This is a genomic window from Aeromonas piscicola, from assembly GCF_000820005.1.
Classification (GTDB): Bacteria; Pseudomonadota; Gammaproteobacteria; order Enterobacterales; family Aeromonadaceae; genus Aeromonas; species Aeromonas piscicola.
Genome location: NZ_CDBL01000082.1, coordinates 1 through 903, shown reverse-complemented (window position 1 = coordinate 903; position 903 = coordinate 1). Strand labels below are relative to the sequence as shown.

Annotated in this window: 1 protein-coding gene; it reads left to right on the top strand. The window is 53.0% G+C overall.

The annotated features are described in order from the left end of the window. Positions 1–840: bacteriohemerythrin (locus BN1128_RS22360; RefSeq protein ID WP_042873007.1), on the top strand; the 840-nt coding region annotated here is incomplete at its 5' end. Positions 841–903: the final 63 nt, after the last annotated feature.

Sequence of the window (903 nt, the reverse complement as noted above, 5' to 3'; positions counted from 1 at the left end):
GCGGTAGTGGCCGACGAGGTACGCCAACTTGCAACCCGCACCCAGGCTGCCACCGTCGATATTCAGCAACGGATGGAGGCACTGCAGAACAATACCCGCCATGCAGTCAGCACCATGCACACTACCCGCAATGTTAGTGAACAGGCTGTCAGCCAGGCGGCAAGCACCGGTGAAACCTTGAGTGCCATCGTCGCAGCAGTTAACCGGGTCGCAGACATGAACAGCCAGATTGCCACTGCGGCGGAGCAGCAGGCCAAAGTAACCGAAGAAACCAACCGCAACGTCATGCAGGTCGCCAATATCGCCCACGAATGCCTGGATCTAGCCCACGAAAGCCGCATCCATACCAGGGAACTGAATCAAGCTAACGAAGAGATCCGGCTTATTAGCGATCAGTTCGATGTGAATCAGCAGGCACGCAAGAAACACGAACACGATCTATTACGTTGGAATGAAACCTTTATGGTCAATGTCCCGAGCGTTGATCGCCAGCATCAGGGGCTGTTCGATGCAATGAACCGTTTCTACCATGCGGTACGTGAAAAGAAGCCACCCCAGCAGCGCAAACAGAGGTTGGACGAGCTACTCAAGTTGGCAACTCAGCACTTTTCCGATGAAGAACGCAGTATGGAACGAGCTCGCTATCCCGATCTGCAACGGCACAAGCAAGAGCACAGTAAGCTGCTTACTGAACTGGGCACCCTGATCCACCGCGAAGACAAAGATAAGCAGGAGCTCGACATGGAGATTATTATCTTCCTCAAGAACTGGCTGCTCAACCATATCTTCAAAGTGGACAAGCAATACAGCGAGACCCTAATCAAGGCCGGTATAGAGTAATTATGGTGTGGTTTGGCTGATTACACAGATCTAGACACCGGCCCAGGCCGGTGTCTTCCCTTC